The sequence below is a fragment of the Microcystis sp. M_OC_Ca_00000000_C217Col genome (genome assembly GCF_007095585.1).
GTDB classification, from domain to species: domain Bacteria; phylum Cyanobacteriota; class Cyanobacteriia; order Cyanobacteriales; family Microcystaceae; genus Microcystis; species Microcystis panniformis.
Genome location: NZ_SFBV01000348.1, coordinates 1 through 16365, shown reverse-complemented (window position 1 = coordinate 16365; position 16365 = coordinate 1). Strand labels below are relative to the sequence as shown.

Genomic DNA, 16365 nt, shown 5'->3' with positions numbered 1-16365 from the left:
AAAATCGAAAAAGAGAAAAAGGGTAAAAAGGAAAAAAAGAGAAAAAGGGTTACAAAGTCCTCCCAGCACCGCACACCACCCGAAAACCGAGGCTGTAGAGGCTGCCGCGGCGGAAGCTGTAGTAGCGGTAAGCAGAACGGCAGAAATTCGGATAGTAGTACCAAGAACCGCCCCGCAGAGCTTTATTTGCCTGATTTTGCTGTTTTTTGCTCTTTTCTAGCCGAGGACTACCATCATTAGGTGCGCCTTGATAATTTTCCCGGAAGTCATCCTGACACCACTCCCAGACATTGCCGTGCATATCATACAAACCAAAACCATTGGGGGGAAATTGCCCCACGGGGGTGGTTTGCTGGCGATATTCTCCTGCTAGTTCCTTAGCAAAGCCTTTCCTAGCATCGTAGTTAGCTAAATTTGAGGTGAGGGTTGCTCCGAAGTGGAAGGGGGTGGTGGTTCCAGCACGACAAGCATACTCCCATTCCGCCTCACTGGGCAGCCGATACTGTTTCTTGGTCATTTTAGAGAGCCTTTGGCAAAATTCTACGGCATCTAACCAAGATACCCTTTCAACGGGGTTTGTGCTGCCTTTAAACCGCGATGGCTCTGGTTTTAAATCTCGCTCTACTTTTAAATCTTCCCTTTCGGCAATATATAACCATTGAGCTTGGGTAATCGGAGTTTGACTTAGGTAAAACGGAGCGATTTTTACTAAATGTCTGGGGGATTCTCGTTGGAACCAATTCGCCCCGTATTGTTCCACTATCCGCGCTATTTCCTCCGCTTCGGTTCCCATCCAAAACTCCCCCGAAGGAATATAGAGCATTTTTAAGCTGGGGGGATTTTCTTCAAAGTAGAAGGCTCTCACGGGTTCTTTGGCGGTAATTTGTCCCCTCTCATCCACAAAAACGGTTTCAGACTTAAACAGGGTTAGGTTAAATTTCTGGGTGATGATTTCTTCTTCTGTGTTATCCAAGACTTCCCTAAACTGGACTGGCATTGTCTCGGCGGTTATTTCTTCGCTTGCCAAAATTTTAAGCTGCTCAGGGGTTAAACGAAGACGCTGATACAGTTCGCCATCTTCTACGCTGAAATCCTTAAGTCTATGCTTGAGCAGTTGAAACAATATTTCCTCTCCTCCCGTAAGCTCTTTTACCTTAGCTATGGTTACGGTTTTATATTTCCTCAGCCACTTTTCCTCAACCGGTGGGGGTGGAGGTGAGTCAACCATAGATTGCAGCTTTTGGCTAATTTCTTGGTACTTTGCTTCCCCTAGCTTTTGGAAAACCTTAGCAGATACCTTGGCAAAGGCGCGAACTAGATTAGCTGCTTCTTTGCCGAGGAGAACTTGGGGATTGGTAAGAATAAGACCAAAAAAGGTGGTGGTACTCAGGTTAAGTTTTTGGGCGATGTATTCCGAGAGGACAAAAATTACCTCTAAGGCGCGGCTATTCCCTAGTTCAGTGAGCAGAAGCTCTCTGTCCTCATCATCAAATTCAAAATCTAGGCTGTTGGGGGGAGTATGAAAGTTAAATTTACCTCCTTTGTCCCACTTCACTGGTTCCCCTCCTAGATAGACTTTGAGAAAACCGCTAAGGATGACTTCTGCTATGTTTAGGGGGTTAGAGGCGCTTAAAAGTTTGCTTTGAATAAGACGGATGATGGGAAGATTTACCGGGGCTGCGGCTAATTTTTTCAGTAATTCCCAAGCTAGAGGTGAGGCGGTACTAGCGAATAGTTCTAGAGCTTGCTTCCTAGACATCTCCGGAGAAATAGTTGCGGGTATTTCTCTGTTTTGGGGGGATTTTTCTAGTAGTACCCCCGCACAGGTGGCGTTGCTGTCACCACTGACAACGAGCGCCCAAGCTTTTAAGGATGAAGGGGTTAGGGAGATGGTGGGTAGGGGAAAGTAGGTTTTTTGGATTGTTTCTCTGAGAATATGTTGATTTTCCTCTTCCTTCTCAATTTGTAGCAGCAGGGGGATAGAGGTAAATCTCCAGTTTTGTGAAGGTTTTCGGGGGATTTGGTTGACTAGGGAGACGAACCAACCTCGACTAAGGGCGGTTCTTTCCCACATTGCTTCCGGGAAGGGAGAAAGCAGGGTGACGATTTGGTGTTTTCCCCAGTCCTGAAGAGCTTGGTTATAGCGTCCTTGATACCAGTCTGGGGAAGTACAATCACTGTAGAAGAGGATAAGTCTTTCGCCACGAGGATGGATGAGATCTTTTGGGTGAATTGAGCAAGTATCGTTAGAGTAGGTACGGATGGCTAAATTTTGCCTGTCTTCGTCCCATCCTATGCGGTAGAGTTTGACATCCCGAAAGGCCCCGATTTGTTCTAGCCAATCGCGGATTTCCCCGGCCATTTCTTTCCAAAAGACCATGGAGGCCCATTCTTCAATCAGTAAAACTACCTCTAGGGAACGGACTTTTTTGGCTTGGTAAACGGGTATTAGGGCTAAACTGCCATCTTTCTTGCCGATGCTATATTCGGCCGATTTCTGTACGGTGCTGTTTAGGTTTATTTGTCTTTGGGTGGCTGAGTCTATCTTTTGGATGAGGGGACGCACTGCCCGCCCTAATTTTAGGGTTTCTCGCCAGAATTTGGCATCGGGGATGCTAATGGGTAGGGTATCTGCGCCTATCTTCTCAGGCTGTTTTTGTGCTTCTGTCTCCCGTATTAAGGGAACTTCATCGGATGGGGCTGCTGGCTCTTGGGTTTCGTTTTTACTCTCCCGGGGGGGGTTTTTAGCGGGAGGGGTTTCTTCCTTTTCTTCCCTAGGCTCTGTAGGGGTTTGGGGTTTTCCTTCCTCTTCTTGGGTGAGAACATACCACCATAAACTATCAGCTATCTGGTAACTGTCTAGGTCCCATCCCCTGCCCTTGACAAAGGTGATAAATTTATCAATCAGTTCTGGTGTGGGAAGGGTTTGGGTCATGTATTGCCTGTGTCGGTGAGATAGGTAAATAGTAGGTCGATAAGGGACTTTAATTCTGCACCCGTGGGTTTATCTTGGCCCATGCTCATAAAGACGGCGTTTAAAAGCTGGTCTGTTGCTAGTTGCCCTTTTTCTCGTTTTTTAACATATTCTGCGATCGCTGCTTCTATTTTTCTACTTTCGGGACTGGCTTCTTTATAATCAAAATGGCTTTTTACTATCTTTTTTAGTTCCTCTGGGGTGGGGTCGGGAATTTCTAAGAGCAGACATCTACGTTTAAAGGGTAGGGGAAAATCCCTCTCGCCGTTGCTCGTCATAATCACTATGGGGAACTGTTGGCAGCTTACCTTACCTTGGGGGATGGATTCCCATTCACCGTCATGGGTTTGTACTGGTATTGGTTCGTTTTCGGTATCTTTAGCGAGTCGGGAAAGTTCGGTGATTTCAAATCTTCCCTCTTCAAAAAGGTTTAAGAGGTCGTTGGGTAAGTCGATGTCACTTTTATCTATCTCATCGATAAGCAGTACCCGGGGATAATTTCTCGGACAGAGGGCTGTCCCCAAGGGACCCAAGCGGATATACTGCCCTATGTCTTTTTTTTCTTCTAATTGGTAATCTTGCAAACGTGCGATCGCGTCGTAGTAGTATAATCCCTCTTGTAGGGTGGTGCGGGTATTAATTGGCCAGACTAATACTTCTCCTAAGTCTAATTCGTAGGCGATTGCGTAGGCTAGGGAGGTTTTCCCTGTACCCGGTTTCCCTGTGACTAAAATAGGCCGGCGTAGGTGAATGGCTGCGTTTACGGTTTCGATGGTTTTAGGGTTAACTATGAGTTGTTTTCCCCGCTCCTCGGATTTGTTGGTGGCGAAGCTTCGCCAGGGTGGGATTTTTGGCCAGGGAATCTCATCCCTTGAGCGTTTTTGATGATTGCCTTGAAAGATTTTCCATGAACTCATAGTTAGTTAACCTAGGTGCTGAGATGTTAAGTAGTGGAAGGGGGGCATCCGATTAGGGTCTTCTAGAAGTAATGATAAATGATGCCCGAAATAGTCAGATTGGGATTCCTGTTTTTCAGGTGGATTTCTGGCCTTATGTATTAGTTTTGGCAGTTCGGTGATGGGTTGATTGCTAACTAGGGCATTAATTTCATCTTTGTGAGTTGGCGATAAATTATAACGGCGTGACCAAAGGGCTAAAGGTATGCCTTCTGATGCTATTTCTATAAGCATTTCTTCATGACTTTGTTGACAATCACAAAGATTAATCCATAGGGTTAAATTTTCTTGTCGGCGGCAGTGATGTTTACAGTCATTATCTTGTATGTCTTCTACGATTATTGCTTCATTTTGTAATTTCTCCCATTTTTTTATCCATTTTTTGTATGGGTCAGAAGTTTTGTCTATACAAGACCTTGCTGAAAGACGACTATTAACAAAGTAATTTTCTTTTAGTTTAGTATTTGGTTTAAATTCACTTTTATACTCCCAAGATTCAAAATCACTAGATAATAGCTTTTCATCGGCGAAGAACTCAACGGACGTTATTTCTTCACTCCGTTCTCGACAGTCATTAATAATATGGGTTAAAGTATGGTTATGATCATACAGGGGTATATGCTTAATATCTTTGTTTTGAATGTTGTTAGGATTTAATCGCCAAAACCAAGCTCGTATTAGATGTTTTTCGATATTTTCAATAGTCGTAATATTCTTATACCGAATGTTTTTGCTACTGTCCACCTTTATAATTAAATAGGCTTCTAACCCTTCCTTCGGTAATTCAATCCGCTCCAATTGTGTGCTTGTTAATTGCTCATAATCAAGGTCACTAATATTTGTCTGCATTTTTAAATCATTGACCGTTTGCTCAAAAATTAATTGAATTAATGGATCATCAAGGCGTTGATCATAAGCTACGTTATGTAGTAAGCTAAACAAAAAACTTTCTTCATAATCTTTAATCTTCTCAATCAATTCCTTAAGGTTACTATTTTGTATTTTAGGATCATCAGATAAATAGGATTTGATTATAGCAGCAGTCATCGGTCTTTTTATCTTTAATTCATTATTTAACTTTTCAAAGATTTTAATCTTATCATTATTCTCTACGTTAATCTTATTAATAATTTGCGATTTATTTTTTAAGTTAATATATTCTGTAATCAGTGGCACGAATTGGTTTTTCTGTATTTTTTCTCTATTTTCTCCTGTTACATGATTAAAGGCGTTGGTGATTTTCCCAAAAAAATTTGACATTTCTCTTCTCAAATGTCCTTCAGTGCAATTACAATTAGCTGAAGCTAAAATTTCTGAATACTTTAATCTTTCATAACATCCTTTAATACCTTTTAATTCTAATTCACTTAGAGTTAGGTTCTGTTTTCCCTCGCGCAACAATTCTAGGACATTATCCACAAACTCTTCCTTAGTCATAATTTAGACAGTTGTAGTGATAAGTAACTCAAAGCTAATCCTATCACACACAGGACTCCCAAGCAAGAGCTAATAAGTCTGTCTAGGCGTTAAAAATTGTCAGATGCCCCCCTTAATAAGGGGGGATTAAAGGGGGGACTAAGGGGGGATCGGCACCCCCCTTATCAAGGGGGGCAGGGGGGATCGAACCTAAAATCCATTTTTAATTTAATTATAACCAGCTACTTAAGTCTGTCTAGGCACTAGCAACGGTTTGTAACAAAAAGATCCTTGAGAAAGCTAAAAAGATCATTTTAGCCACTGAAAAGCACGCAAAAAGATCCTTGGAGATTTTAAAAAAGACGATCAAAATGCTACCTATTCCTCTATTTTGCAAGTTTATTATGAAAAAAAACAGAAGAATTAAGCCTATGTATTTATCAACTGATCAGATTAAATCACTAACCCAGAGGCTAAAAAATCGCTTGGGGTATGTACCCAAAGAAGCTTGGGTAATTAATCTCGCCATCGAGATAGAAATCTCTCCAAAGCCGTTTTTTAGTGATGGGCAATTAGTCCAGCACTACCGAGAAATTGAACAGCTGCACAGCTAATAAAACCGCCTGAATTTGGTTATTTAACCATTTTCAGGACAGTACAACTTATTTTCTACTGTCATGATACTCAAAAAAACCACCCCAACACAAGCATCGGCTTTAAGGGATAATCCACGCCTAGGGATGCTCCAAATCAGCGATAATCGTCTCGTACAAGCTTTCTTTGACTGGCTAACAGGCTACTACCTTGCTCCCCCTCTCTGGAAAAGCACCCCCTCCTTAGAGCTAATTTATGGCATACTCCAGTATATAGGAGGATTAGCGATCGCTCTTAGCCACTGGCAATTAATCCCCCTAGGATGGGTGTTATCCGTAGCTGGAGCGGCTCAATTGCAGGAAATAGCCCACTTTTGCGCCCATAATGCTTTTTTCCCTCAATATCCCACTTATAACCATCTTTTAGGTTGTTTGCTCACCTTAATTACCGGGAAAAAGCCCTTTCCATTGTTCAAAAAAGATCACCTACTAATTCATCACCCGCCGAAAAACCTAGCTACCATGAATGATAAAGGGAATACCCCCTACCTAGTAGAAGAGTTAGGTTTTGAATTTGGCCAAGAAGAGGCCTTCTATTGGCAAAATCTCGGCAAGTTATTACTCTCTCCCAAGTTTTACGGAGAAACCTTCCTTGCTCGTCTGACTAATCTTCTTAAAGCTCCCATTAACTATCAAATAGCTACCCTGATTGTGCTTTTCTTGGCCTCTGTTTGTGCGGGTTTAACCCATTCTTGTTTAATCTGCTTACTCTGGGCGGTATTTACCCAACTCGGAACCTATGCGGCCGCACTCTTGCAACAGCTACCGGAGCATAATTGGGCCTATGAAGCCGATGATAATGAGGGAGCTAAATCTCAGATAATTGGTAAATCTTTTGCTCTATATCTGGGTGCTTACCCTCCGCGCTCAGACCACTGGTTAGAGTGGTTAAAATGGTCCACGGAATTAGTGGGAGCAGTCTTTATTCGGCTAATCATCCTTCCAGTTAGCCTAGGGGCGCACTGTGTTCACCATGCTACACCAAATGATCACAACTGGGCTAATCAACTATACACCCTCAGAGCTTTTCAGACTGGCTCAGTGAAAGGATGGCAGCGTTATCAATTCCTTGAGGTTTGGGGATACCGAAACGCCTTAAACTACGTCTTTGTCGGGTTTAGTTTAAGGAGAAAAAGCTAAATTAAACTCGGTGTGCAACTATATTTTTAGTCTTGATTTACAACAAGGCTTTCAGAAATCAGCAGAGATAAAGTATCCTCTGGAACCCTGATTCTGTCGTTTTTAGTTGCACATCGCGTTAAATTAACCTAATTCTATACTCTCTCGCAAGAGTACAAGAGCGGCTATCTCAACAATCTGTTATTTTTCGTGCTGTTCGTAGGCTGAGACGATTTTTTGTACTAAAGGATGACGCACCACATCGGCCCGCGATAGGTAACAAAAAGCGATCCCTTCTACTGATTTTAGGATTTTTTGAGCGGCAATTAACCCCGATTCTTGTTGTTGCGGTAAATCGGTCTGGGTGACATCTCCAGTTACTACCATGCGCGAACCGAATCCCAAGCGAGTTAAGACCATTTTTAACTGTGCTGGGGTGGTATTTTGGGCCTCATCAACGATCACAAAAGCATTAGCTAGGGTTCGTCCCCGCATATAAGCTAAGGGTGCGATTTCGATTTTACCCCGTTCCATCAGGTCGGGAATTTTGGCCGCTTCGATAAATTCGTATAAAGCATCGTAGAGGGGACGCAAAAAAGGATCGACTTTTTGCTGTAAATCCCCCGGGAGAAAGCCTAATTTTTCCCCCGCTTCCACGGCCGGCCGGGTGAGGATAATCCGTTCTACTTTATCTTCTAATAAAGCTTGTACGGCCAAAACGGCGGCTAAAAAGGTTTTCCCCGTGCCGGCAGGTCCAATACAAAAGGTGATATCGTGACTTTGAATCGCTTGGATATATTGACGCTGACGGAAGGTTTTTGCCCGAATTAGCTCCCCGCGACGGGTACGAGCGAGAATATCCTGCTGTAGTTCTTTATACTCGCTAGAACGCCCCGTATCGAGGGCATGGATAGCGGTCATAATATCGGCTTCGGCGATTAACTTGGCCTCTTGCCATAAAATACTTAAGGAGCGTACAATCGCTGTGGCACGCTCCACGGGGGTCGGTTGCCCCCCAATCCGCAATTCCATCCCTCTGAGGACTAAATTCGCCCCAGTTTGCCTGGCTATCAATTTGAGGTTAGCTTCTTGATGACCCGCTAAAGCGATCGCACTTTCTGAACTGGGGAATTGAATCGTTTGCCAAGTTTCCGTCATGCTTGGGGCTAAATTATCCTTTGGCTGTTTCTACCACTTTAGCAAAAGCGACGGGATCGAGGACGGCTAATTGGGCCAACATTTTCCGATTGAGGAGGATATTAGCTTTCTTTAATTGTCCGGTCAGTTGGCTGTAACTGATGCCCTGTTGACGAGCGGCGGCGTTAATGCGGGTAATCCAAAGACGACGAAAATCGCGTTTACGTTTGCGACGGTCTCTATAGGCATTCCGCAAGGCCTTCATTACCTGTTGGTTAGCTGTACGGAATAGGCGCGAGTGAGAACCGCGAAAACCTTTGGCTAATTTGAGAACTTTTTTGCGTCGCTTGCGGGCGACATTCCCCCGTTTTACTCTAGACATGATAATCCTTTAGACGATTTTTCTGGAAAATTTACAAATAGGGCAACATTAAGCGCACTTCCTTCTCGTCGCGCTCGTCCACTAGGGTAATCTGGGACAAACGACGGCGCTTGCGTTCGGCACTTTTATGATCGAGTAGGTGATTTTTGAAGGCTTTGCGACGTTTGATTTTTTTGCCGCTTCCCGTGGCCTCGAATCGTTTGGCCGCCGCCTTTCGCGTTTTTAGCTTGGGCATAAACTCCGTTTTGTTAAATCGACACAATCACTAATACTATCACAAATAAAGGACTTTGGGCAAGGAGTGGCCAAAAGATTCCCAGCTTATCCTTACTTTGGCCAGGTCTGTGGGTAGGAATTAAATCAATCGGGAATTTTCCCCCTTCCTTTCGATCGAATCGCTAAGATCCAGATAAAGTCTCGCGTTAACACGCATCTGGAGAAGTTATGGCTAAAACCCTACTAGAACAATTACGGGAATTTACAGTGGTTGTTGCCGATACCGGCGATATCCAAGCGATCGAAGCTTTCACCCCCCAAGATACCACCACTAACCCCTCCCTGATCACGGCCGCGGCCCAAATGCCCCAATATCAGCCGATTGTCGATCAAACCCTGCAAGCGGCCAGAAAAGAATTAGGAGAGCAGGCCACTCCGGAAGATGTGGCCACACTAGCTTTTGATCGCCTAGCCATCGGTTTTGGTCTGCAAATCCTGCAAATCGTCCCTGGCCGCGTCTCCACCGAAGTGGATGCTCGTCTTTCCTACGATACCCAAGCTACCATCGACAAGGCCCGTTATCTCATTTCCCAGTATGAACAAGCGGGTATCTCTAGAGAAAGAGTCTTAATTAAAATTGCCTCGACTTGGGAAGGGATTAAAGCCGCAGAAGTCCTCGAAAAAGAAGGAATTCACTGTAATTTAACCCTATTATTCGGGTTCCATCAGGCGATCGCCTGTGCGGAAGCGGGAGTAACCTTAATTTCTCCCTTTGTCGGTCGGATTCTCGATTGGTATAAAAAAGAAACCGGTAAAGACTACGTTGGCGCTGAAGATCCCGGGGTCCAATCCGTTACCCAGATCTATAACTACTATAAAAAGTTTGGCTATAAAACCGAAGTTATGGGGGCAAGTTTCCGCAATATCGGCGAAATTTGCGAGTTAGCTGGTTGTGATCTTTTAACCATTTCCCCGAAACTTCTCGAACAATTGCAAGGGACAGAAGCCGATTTACCCCGTAAGCTCGATCCAGCACAGGCCGCAACCCTTGATATTGTCAAAATTGCCATGGATCACGCGACTTTTGAAAAAATGCACGCCGAAGATGCCATGGCTTCCGAAAAACTAGCGGAAGGTATTCAAGGTTTTACCAAAGCTTTAGAATTGTTGGAACAATTGCTGATTCAACGTTTAACCCAGTTGGAAGGTCAGTCAACCCTAGAACACGCCGCCGAAGATATTTTCCGAGTCTATGATCATGATGGGGATGGTTTCATCACCCGGGAAGAATGGGCGGGAACCGATGCGGTATTCGATGCGATCGATATTAACCATGATGGGAAAATTTCTCCCGATGAGATCGCTGTCGGTTTAGGTGCAGCCTTTCGTTTAGTGGAAGCTTGACTCTCCCCCGCTAAACCTAGCGGGGGATTCTTGGTTCATAGGCTCTTGACTAGATCAAACAGGTTTAACTGAACGACCCCCGCCAGACCGCCTCCGCAAGCGTTTTCTAACACGGTCAGTCCGACCGCGTTTTTTCCTCGGTTCTCGATTACCTTCGCTGATGCCGTATCTCTTGGTTCGATGTGGCCGCAAGAATCGCACCGGTGAACTCTTTCCGATAACGACTTTTTACCAGTAAATGCGCCACAATTGGGACACTCCTGTGAAGTTCCGTTTTTATCGACCTTAAGATAATATTTTCCCCGTTTCCAAACAACCAATGGTAAGTACCTAGGCAAAATTATTTACACATGACGATCATTGCCCCGTAAGGGTTTTAGCTCGATCGGGCAGGTAATTAATTTTGCATGACTACTTAGTATCTCGTTAATAAAACTACCAATGCCTGAATCCAGAGATTGTTTTCTAACGATCCCTCTAGACCAGGAAATGAAGTTAATATCTTCGACAAAGATATTATCAGCGAGATCGCAAAGGTAATGAGCTAGTTTAAAGTGCCAATCTCTACGAGTATTAGACACTTTCTCGTGTAATCTTGCTATCTTCTCTTGGAGTTTTAACCAACTGTTTGAGCCTTTGACTTTATGTTTCAAGCGTCTTTGTAAGTAGGGAGGCACAATTATTTGTAGGATGGGTTAGCGGTAGCGTAACCCATGCGGGCGTTGGGTTTCATACTTCAACCCAACCTACGTTCATCTTATATTTAATTCCACCCACCTACTTAGCAATTTAAGCTTACTCTGTACTTTCAACAAAAATCGAGGGGCTTTGATTAAATCTCCTCGTGAAGTAGCCACAAAACTCTCAATCCCCGCGTCAATTCCTAAACAGGTCTTCCCTACTGTCATATCGGGAACTAATTCCGTAGATTGGAAGGAAACCGAAACGTAAAATCCCGACGCTTTTTGGATAATTCGAGCTTGTTTAGGCTCAAACCCAGACGGGTACTTTCTGGATTTCCTAATCCGAATTTTTCCCAATTGTGGAAAATTTAAGTATTCGTCACCTAAGAAGTTTATTGTAGGGGGTCTAAGTGGGTTTTAGCCTAACTGCCCAATCAAACAACAATCTTAAGCTTGATCTCCTCAGTCGTCAACAGTGATACAATTGCCGTCATAGCTAGGGGTGTCTGGGATAATCAGGCTGAGAAAGACCCTTAGAACCTGAGACTGGGTAATTCCAGCGTAGGGAAGCTGTTTACAGAGGAAATAAAATTATGAGACAAGAATGGGTTGCCCCCCGGCGCGGACAAGCAAATGTATCGCAAATGCACTACGCCCGTCAGGGGATAATTACCGAAGAGATGACGTATGTGGCAAAACGGGAAAATCTCTCTCCCGAATTGATTCGCAGCGAAATCGCCCGAGGAAGACTGATTATTCCCGCTAATATCAATCACCTCAACCTCGAACCCATGGCGATCGGTATTGCTTCTAAGTGTAAAGTTAATGCTAATATCGGGGCTTCCCCTAACTCCTCGAATATTAACGAAGAACTGGAAAAATTACACCTAGCGGTCAAATACGGCGCGGATACGGTGATGGATCTTTCCACCGGTGGCGGTAATTTGGACGAAATTCGCACCGCGATTATCAATGCTTCTCCGGTCCCCATCGGTACTGTACCCATCTATCAAGCGGTGGAAAGCGTTCACGGCAATATTGAAAAACTCACCCCCGAAGATTTCCTCCACATTATCGAAAAACACGCCGGGCAAGGGGTAGATTACATGACGATTCATGCGGGAATCCTCATCGAACACCTGCCTTTAGTCAAAACCCGTCTGACCGGGATTGTCTCCCGGGGTGGTGGTATTATTGCTAAGTGGATGTTACACCACCATAAGCAAAATCCTCTCTACACCCATTTCGATGAAATTATCGAGATTTTCAAGCGTTATGACGTTTCTTTTAGTCTCGGTGACTCCCTACGTCCCGGTTGTACCCACGATGCTTCCGATGCGGCCCAATTAGCGGAATTGAAAACCCTCGGCCAACTGACGCGCCGCGCTTGGGAACACGATGTACAGGTGATGGTGGAAGGACCTGGCCATGTTCCCATGGATCAAATTGAATTTAATGTGAAAAAACAAATGGAGGAGTGTAGCGAAGCACCCTTCTATGTTCTTGGTCCCCTTGTCACTGATATTGCCCCAGGGTACGATCATATCACTTCGGCGATCGGGGCGGCTCTGGCGGGTTGGTACGGGACGGCGATGTTATGTTATGTCACTCCGAAAGAACATCTCGGTTTACCCAACGCTGAAGATGTGCGAAATGGCTTAATTGCCTACAAAATAGCGGCTCATGCGGCAGATATCGCCCGTCATCGTCCCGGGGCGCGTGATCGTGACGACGAACTCTCCATTGCTCGTTATAATTTCGATTGGAATCGTCAATTTCAGTTATCCTTGGATCCCGATCGCGCTAAGGAATACCACGATGAGACTTTACCCGCAGATATCTATAAGACTGCGGAGTTTTGTTCGATGTGTGGACCGAAATTCTGTCCTATGCAAACTAAGGTCGATGCCGATGCAATTACGGAATTAGAGAAGTTTCTCGCTAGTCAGAATCAAGACAATTTAACCCCAGTTTAAAGGGGAGTTATGGGAAGGGCTGATTTGATTTCAGCCCTATTCCTAGGATAAAAGTCAAAATTATGGGAATAGCCGTCATTTTTTTGACTAATTGACCCGTTTTTCTAGATATTGACCGATCATCAATTCTTGACCAGCGCGAGAGATAATAGTTTGTCGGGTGCGATATTGTTGACCGATGAGTTTAATTTCTTCTTCAAAGACAGAACCGGCGTATTCTGTTCTCAGACAGAGAGTAGAGGGGTTAGGAAAGGTATAAATGGCACTAACGGGTTTATCCGTCGCAAATCCCCGATCGCGATAGAGAATATTATCTAAAATACCGAATATGGTGGAACCGTTGGAGGGTTTTTTACTCTGGGGACGGAGATAATTACTTTGCCAAGTCACTTCCGTGCCACCTAATAAAGTTGTATCTTCCAGATTATGTAAACGGGCCAGTTGAATTAATGGTTCGCTGCCTTGGGGTAAATATTTAATCTCGATGGCGCTGATAACTTCTTGGGGTTCCGTTTCTTGGGTGAGGGTGTAATAACGTCTCTGGGATTGCCAGCGTCCTTCTGTCTGCTTAAAAAAGGCTAAAGCCAAAGTTTCTAGCGATAATTGGGCGGTTTGAATTAATGTCATAGAAATAAAACCTTTCCTGTTTTTTGGGAGATCAGATTTGTTATCCTTTGTCAAGAGTTTGCCAGAGAATTGTTACACATCTTAATACAATTATAACCTTGCGGGGAAATTAAGTGGTAGGGGTGTTGAGGGAGATAATTGGGAAAAAGTCGCACAGATACAGCAGTTACAGGGAAAAAAGGGAATAAGATTGCTAAAACCTGCCAGCTTATCCTAGTTAGGGCTTGCTGAATAAATGTGAAATGTAGGCAAGGTAAGAGTTTTGTGGCTTTTCTCGCGGAACAGGTGCAAGATTTTGAGAGAATCGTCCTTCAAAACATTGCGTCTTCATCGGCCCGCGTCCTGTAGGGGCGAAGCATTCGGGCAATAACCTATCGGTGAAACCATAGATTTTCTATCCGAATGCTTCGCCCCTACTTTTTCAGCAAACCCTAGTTAATTCCATCTACCCTTATCTATCGATTAATTCTGTCAAATTGGCTACAGTCAGGCCGAGGTTCTTCCCCCAACCCCTTTTTTACTTTTTACTTTTCACCCGATCTACCCGGTCTTGGTATTGTTAAAAATATAGAACCTCCGAACAAGGTCTCAACTCCGTGCAGTTAAAACAAGTAATCATCGCTCACAAGGCCAACCATCCCCAAAGTAAAGCATGGGCGGAAAAATGCGCTAAACAGTTAGAAGCCCGTCAGTGTAAAGTTTTAATGGGACCCAGTGGCTTTAAAGATAATCCCTATCCAGTATTTTTAGCCTCAGCATCGGAAAAAATCGACCTTGCCATCGTTTTGGGGGGAGATGGAACCATTTTGGCCGCTGCTCGCTATTTAGCCCACGAAGACATTCCAATTTTAGCGGTGAATGTTGGCGGCCATCTGGGATTTTTAACGGAACCTTTGGAGATTTTCCAAGATACGGAGACGGTCTGGGAGCGTTTACAATCCGATCACTATGCGGTACAACAACGGATGATGTTAATGGCCAGAATCTATGAAGGGGATAAAAGAAACCCGCAGCCAGTGAGCGAGGCATTTTATGCCCTGAATGAGATGTGTGTGAAACCCGCTAGTATCGATAGGATGCCCACCTCAATCCTCGAAATCGAAGTGGACGGGGAAGTAGTAGATCAGTACCAAGGGGACGGTTTATTAGTGGCTACTCCCACGGGATCCACCTGTTACACCGCTTCCGCTAATGGTCCGATTATACACCCCGGCATGGAAGCGATCGCTGTCACCCCGATTTGTCCCTTGAGTCTCTCCAGTCGGCCGATTGTCATTCCCCCGGCATCTCTGGTTAGTATTTGGCCTCTGGGAGACTACGAATTAAATACTAAACTCTGGATGGATGGCGCTTTAGCTACTTCCATTTGGCCCGGGCAATGGGTGGGAGTTACTAAAGCCGAAAAATTCGCCCAATTTATTATCCTGCGGGAAAGTTATTCTTTTTATCAGACTCTACAGGAAAAATTGCAATGGGCCGGGGCAAGAATTCACTATGATGGCAATCGTCATAATTAGGGTTTGTTGAATAAATGTGAAATGTAGGCAAGGTAAGGGTTTTGTGGCTTTTCTGGCGAAACAGGTGCAAGATTTTGAGAGAATCGTGCTTCCAAACCTTGCGTCTTCATCGGCCCGCGTCCCGTAGGGGCGAAGCATTCGGGCAATAACCTATCGGTGAAACCGGAGATTTTCTATCCGAATGCTTCGCCCGTACTTTTTCAGCAGACCCTAATTAGAGTTTGCTGAAAAAAATTTTCTGGGGAAAGTGCCTGATGAGCTTGGTTTTCCCCAGGATAGGGACTACGATCAAGTTTTTAAATTCTCCCAAGTGGATTGATAGGTGTTGCCTAAATCTGCCTTGGGATGATTAAAAATCGAATAGAGAGCCAATTTGACTCGATCGATAATCAATAACCAGACTAGGGCATAGAGCCAGCTTTTTGCCACTCCCTCAAAACCGATCGGGGCGATCAGGATTCCGAACATTGAGATCAGCGAAGATATAATGACCGAGATGCCAGTAGCGATCGCTAGAGGTTTAGCAGGGGCCAAGGACCAAAACGCACCTTTTGCCCGCACCGAATAGAGAGTCATCATCCCTAAGAGAGCGATATTGAGGAAAATATAGGTTTGCACCTTGTCAGGAGTCATTCCCCATACCCGGCCCGCTAGATAGTACAGTAGGAAAGTGGCAATGACGTTGACCACTCCCAAAACCGAAGCGATGGTGAGAACTTTCGGCATATCCCAAGCTTGGGGTACTTTCGATATCTTGGCATTATCGTAGGCGATCGTCATGATCGCTCCATCGTTAAGAATTGCTAAGAAAACGATCATAATTGCCGTAATCGGGTAGGAATTAAAGAACAGAATCGCCAAAGTGGTAAAAACGAGAATCTGAATTGTGGCGATGATCCGGTAGAGAACATAACTGGTCATCCGCTCAAAAATCTGACGACTTAACCTAATTGCATCGACGATTACCGATAAACCGGGGGTAAGGAGAACTATATCGGCCGCCGCCCGGGCCGCATCCGTCGCCCCGGAAACCGCAATCCCCGCATCGGCTTTTTTCAGCGCCGGCGCATCGTTGACCCCATCTCCGGTCATACCGACAATGTGATTAGTTTTCTGCAAGACATCGACGATATGATATTTGTCCTCCGGGAACACTTGCCCGAAACCATCGGCGCCGAGAATCTGTTCATCGAAAATTTGGGTCTGAAACCCCGTCGTTCTACGACGGCTTTACTGTTAAATATGAGCATCGTTTACGAAATATATGCTAAAATGTGAGGTATGGAAAAAGCCTATTCGTTTCGA

13 protein-coding genes, 2 pseudogenes and 1 riboswitch are annotated in these 16365 nt (G+C 44.6%); of the genes and pseudogenes, 5 read left to right on the top strand and 10 right to left on the bottom strand.

Translation table 11 applies throughout. From position 1 onward, the window contains the following. Positions 1 to 49: 49 nt before the first annotated feature. From EWV66_RS22445 to EWV66_RS22435, 3 genes are read right to left on the bottom strand one after another with little or no spacing between them, the layout of a single operon-like run. Entirely contained in the window at positions 50 to 2935 is a 2886-nt protein-coding gene (locus EWV66_RS22445; protein ID WP_287107291.1) for a formylglycine-generating enzyme family protein, read from the bottom strand. Further along, a complete protein-coding gene (locus EWV66_RS22440) occupies positions 2932 to 3891 on the bottom strand; it encodes an AAA family ATPase (RefSeq protein WP_287107290.1) in 960 nt (319 codons plus the stop codon). Before EWV66_RS22440 ends, EWV66_RS22445 begins: the two co-directional genes overlap by 4 nt. Positions 3892 to 3897: 6 nt before the next feature. After that, positions 3898 to 5367 carry a VMAP-C domain-containing protein gene (locus EWV66_RS22435; RefSeq protein ID WP_079210028.1) on the bottom strand — a complete coding sequence of 490 codons (1470 nt, stop codon included), beginning with the start codon at positions 5365 to 5367 and terminating at the stop codon, positions 3898 to 3900. A gap of 410 nt (positions 5368 to 5777) precedes the next feature. Here EWV66_RS22435 and EWV66_RS22430 point away from each other — a divergent pair, with 410 nt between their 5' ends. Together EWV66_RS22430 and EWV66_RS22425 are read left to right on the top strand one after the other, a co-directional pair. Further along, entirely contained in the window at positions 5778 to 5960 is a 183-nt protein-coding gene (locus EWV66_RS22430; protein ID WP_128575192.1) for a hypothetical protein, read from the top strand. Positions 5961 to 6023: 63 nt separating this feature from the next. Next, positions 6024 to 7139 carry a fatty acid desaturase gene (locus EWV66_RS22425; protein WP_287107289.1) on the top strand — a complete coding sequence of 372 codons (1116 nt, stop codon included), beginning with the start codon at positions 6024 to 6026 and terminating at the stop codon, positions 7137 to 7139. Positions 7140 to 7319: 180 nt separating this feature from the next. On the opposite strand, the gene EWV66_RS22420 is transcribed toward EWV66_RS22425, so the two are convergent. From EWV66_RS22420 to rpmI, 3 genes are read right to left on the bottom strand one after another with little or no spacing between them, the layout of a single operon-like run. Continuing rightward, positions 7320 to 8276, bottom strand: a complete 957-nt coding sequence (locus EWV66_RS22420; protein ID WP_072926257.1) for a PhoH family protein — start codon at positions 8274 to 8276, stop codon at positions 7320 to 7322. 13 nt (positions 8277 to 8289) lie between these two features. Continuing rightward, positions 8290 to 8637, bottom strand: a complete 348-nt coding sequence (gene rplT, locus EWV66_RS22415) for a 50S ribosomal protein L20 (RefSeq protein ID WP_002739593.1) — start codon at positions 8635 to 8637, stop codon at positions 8290 to 8292. A gap of 31 nt (positions 8638 to 8668) precedes the next feature. After that, entirely contained in the window at positions 8669 to 8872 is a 204-nt protein-coding gene (gene rpmI / locus EWV66_RS22410) for a 50S ribosomal protein L35 (RefSeq protein ID WP_002740108.1), read from the bottom strand. 209 nt (positions 8873 to 9081) lie between these two features. Here rpmI and EWV66_RS22405 point away from each other — a divergent pair, with 209 nt between their 5' ends. After that, positions 9082 to 10257: a transaldolase gene (locus tag EWV66_RS22405; RefSeq protein WP_052276524.1), complete on the top strand. Its 1176-nt coding sequence runs from the start codon at positions 9082 to 9084 to the stop codon at positions 10255 to 10257. Positions 10258 to 10292: 35 nt separating this feature from the next. Here the strand turns inward: EWV66_RS22405 and EWV66_RS22400 are convergent. After that, positions 10293 to 10922, bottom strand: a pseudogene (locus EWV66_RS22400) (RNA-guided endonuclease InsQ/TnpB family protein); the annotation flags it as partial. 120 nt (positions 10923 to 11042) lie between these two features. Continuing rightward, positions 11043 to 11342, bottom strand: a pseudogene (locus EWV66_RS22395) (RNA-guided endonuclease TnpB family protein); the annotation flags it as partial. Positions 11343 to 11428: 86 nt separating this feature from the next. Then, positions 11429 to 11525, top strand: a riboswitch (TPP riboswitch). 8 nt (positions 11526 to 11533) lie between these two features. On the opposite strand from EWV66_RS22395, the gene thiC reads away from it, so the two are divergent. Beyond that, complete coding sequence (gene thiC, locus EWV66_RS22390) at positions 11534 to 12916, top strand: phosphomethylpyrimidine synthase (RefSeq protein WP_002751876.1); 1383 nt, start codon at positions 11534 to 11536, stop codon at positions 12914 to 12916. An 87-nt stretch (positions 12917 to 13003) separates the two neighbouring features. Here thiC and EWV66_RS22385 read toward each other — a convergent pair whose 3' ends face one another. After that, complete coding sequence (locus EWV66_RS22385; RefSeq protein WP_002738011.1) at positions 13004 to 13543, bottom strand: phycobiliprotein lyase; 540 nt, start codon at positions 13541 to 13543, stop codon at positions 13004 to 13006. A gap of 596 nt (positions 13544 to 14139) precedes the next feature. Between EWV66_RS22385 and EWV66_RS22380 the strand changes: the two genes are divergently transcribed. Then, positions 14140 to 15060 (top strand): NAD(+) kinase, encoded by a 921-nt coding sequence (locus tag EWV66_RS22380; RefSeq protein ID WP_052276520.1) that lies wholly within the window; start codon positions 14140 to 14142, stop codon positions 15058 to 15060. A gap of 288 nt (positions 15061 to 15348) precedes the next feature. On the opposite strand, the gene EWV66_RS22375 is transcribed toward EWV66_RS22380, so the two are convergent. Continuing rightward, positions 15349 to 16215 carry an HAD-IC family P-type ATPase gene (locus EWV66_RS22375; protein WP_353734424.1) on the bottom strand — a complete coding sequence of 289 codons (867 nt, stop codon included), beginning with the start codon at positions 16213 to 16215 and terminating at the stop codon, positions 15349 to 15351. Between the last annotated feature and the right edge of the window lie 150 nt (positions 16216 to 16365).

Excerpts from the sequence above, each read along its gene's own strand:
- EWV66_RS22445 (WP_287107291.1), bottom strand. The coding sequence starts at position 2,935 with ATGACCCAAACCCTTCCCACACCAGAACTGATTGATAAATTTATCACC.
- EWV66_RS22440 (WP_287107290.1), bottom strand. The coding sequence starts at position 3,891 with ATGAGTTCATGGAAAATCTTTCAAGGCAATCATCAAAAACGCTCAAGG.
- EWV66_RS22435 (WP_079210028.1), bottom strand. The coding sequence starts at position 5,367 with ATGACTAAGGAAGAGTTTGTGGATAATGTCCTAGAATTGTTGCGCGAG.
- EWV66_RS22430 (WP_128575192.1), top strand. The coding sequence starts at position 5,778 with ATGTATTTATCAACTGATCAGATTAAATCACTAACCCAGAGGCTAAAA.
- EWV66_RS22425 (WP_287107289.1), top strand. The coding sequence starts at position 6,024 with ATGATACTCAAAAAAACCACCCCAACACAAGCATCGGCTTTAAGGGAT.
- EWV66_RS22420 (WP_072926257.1), bottom strand. The coding sequence starts at position 8,276 with ATGACGGAAACTTGGCAAACGATTCAATTCCCCAGTTCAGAAAGTGCG.
- rplT (WP_002739593.1), bottom strand. The coding sequence starts at position 8,637 with ATGTCTAGAGTAAAACGGGGGAATGTCGCCCGCAAGCGACGCAAAAAA.
- rpmI (WP_002740108.1), bottom strand. The coding sequence starts at position 8,872 with ATGCCCAAGCTAAAAACGCGAAAGGCGGCGGCCAAACGATTCGAGGCC.
- EWV66_RS22405 (WP_052276524.1), top strand. The coding sequence starts at position 9,082 with ATGGCTAAAACCCTACTAGAACAATTACGGGAATTTACAGTGGTTGTT.
- thiC (WP_002751876.1), top strand. The coding sequence starts at position 11,534 with ATGAGACAAGAATGGGTTGCCCCCCGGCGCGGACAAGCAAATGTATCG.
- EWV66_RS22385 (WP_002738011.1), bottom strand. The coding sequence starts at position 13,543 with ATGACATTAATTCAAACCGCCCAATTATCGCTAGAAACTTTGGCTTTA.